Origin of the sequence: Streptomyces sp. MS06, from assembly GCF_047200655.1 — a bacterium.
Classification (GTDB): domain Bacteria; phylum Actinomycetota; class Actinomycetes; order Streptomycetales; family Streptomycetaceae; genus Streptomyces.
The window spans coordinates 1-1,914 of the sequence record NZ_JBJZOJ010000132.1 but is presented as its reverse complement, the minus strand read 5'-3'; the positions used below and the strand labels follow the sequence as shown (position 1 = coordinate 1,914).

Annotated in this window: 1 protein-coding gene; it reads left to right on the top strand. The window is 71.2% G+C overall.

The window, feature by feature from the left end:
- A partial coding sequence (locus ACL02U_RS32770) for an acyltransferase domain-containing protein (RefSeq protein WP_412794656.1) occupies window positions 1-1,914 on the top strand: 1,914 nt, incomplete at both ends.

Sequence of the window (1,914 nt, the reverse complement as noted above, 5' to 3'; positions counted from 1 at the left end):
CGTGGATCCGGTGGATGTGGGCTACTCGCTGGCCGTGTCCCGGGCCGCGCTGGAGCAGCGGGCCGTGGTGATCGGCTCCGATCGTGCGGAGTTGCTGGCGGGGCTGGACGCGCTGGCCGCGGGAGAGGCTCCGGCCGGTGTGGGCGGTGTGGTCACTGGTCGGGCGCGTCCGGGTGGTCGCTGCGCGGTGTTGTTCACCGGGCAGGGCAGCCAGCGGCTCGGTATGGGCCGGGAGCTGTATGCCGCGTTCCCCGTGTTCGCGTCCGCGTTCGACGCGGTCTGCGAGGTGCTGGACGGCCTGCTGGAGCGCCCGCTGCGGGACGTGGTGTGGGGTGGGGACGCGGATGCGGGTGTGCTGGAGCGGACGGCGTTCGCTCAGCCGGCGCTGTTCGCCATCGAGACCGCTCTGTTTCGGTTGTTGGAGTCGTGGGGTGTGCGGCCTGATGTGGTGGCCGGGCATTCGATCGGTGAGGTGACGGCGGCCCATGTCGCGGGCGTGCTGTCACTGCAGGATGCGGGTCGGCTGGTCGCGGCGCGTGGCCGGTTGATGGACGCCCTGCCCGCCGGTGGGGCGATGGTCGCGGTCGAGGCAACCGAGGACGAAATACAACCGCTGCTGGTCGGGGAGGTGGGTGTTGCGGCGGTCAACGGTCCGGCCTCGGTGGTGGTGTCGGGTGCCGAGGCCGGGGTGGAGGCGGTGGCTTCCCACTTCGAAGGGGTGGGGCGGCGTGTGTCCCGGTTGCGGGTCTCGCACGCTTTCCATTCGCCGTTGATGGAGCCGATGCTGGATGACTTCCGCGCGGTAGTCGGGGGGCTGGCGTGGTCGGAGCCGGTGGTGCCGGTGGTGTCGAACGTGACGGGCGCGGTGGCAGGGCCGGGCCTGTTGTCGGATCCGGAGTACTGGGTCGGGCATGTCCGTGAGGCGGTGCGTTTCGCGGACGGGGTGCGTGCGTTGCGGGCCCTGGGAGTGTCGCGGTTCGTGGAGTGCGGCCCGGACGCGGTCCTGACCGGTCTGGCCCGCCAGGTCCTCGACCACGACAACGACGCGGGGGGTGAGCAGGTGGTGTTCGCGTCCATGCTGCGTGGAGGCCGGGCGGAGGACACCACCGCCGTGACCGCCCTGGCCGAACTGTTCGCCTCCGGTGCCGACGTCGACTGGGACGGCTTCTACGCCGGCCGTGACGCCACCCGCACCGACCTGCCCACCTACGCCTTCCAACGCAAGCGCTACTGGGTCGACGCCCAGGCCGGTGCCGGGAACATCGCCTCGGCCGGGCTCGACACCGCCGACCATCCCCTGCTCGGCGCCGCGATCACCCTCGCGGACAACGACGGCATCGTCCTCACCGGACGCCTCTCCCCCCGCACCCAGCCCTGGCTCGCCGACCACGTCATCGGCGAGACCATCCTCTTCCCCGGCACCGGATTCGTGGAACTCGCCCTGCACGCCGCCCACCAGACCGGCTGCACCCACCTCGACGAACTCACCCTCCAGGCACCCCTGCTCCTCCCACCCCAGGGCGCGGCACAACTCCAGGTCGTCGTCGGCGCCCCCGACCCCGACGGAACACGCACCCTCACCATCCACTCACGCACCACGGAAGCAAGCCCGCAAACCTCCGCCCCCTGGCTGCTCCACGCCCAGGGCACGATCAGCACGACCGCCCTCACCGAACCCGCGACCGACCAGAAGGTCTGGCCCCCCACCGGAGCCGAACCACTCCCCGTGGACCACACCTACGACACGCTGCTCAGCCAGGGCTACGCCTACGGACCCGTCTTCCAAGGCCTCAAAGCAGCCTGGCAACACGGCGACGACCTCCTCGCCGAAGTAGCCCTCCCCGAGGAAACATGGGAGGAAGCCGGCCGGTTCGGACTCCACCCCGCACTCCTGGACGCCGCCATGCACACCGC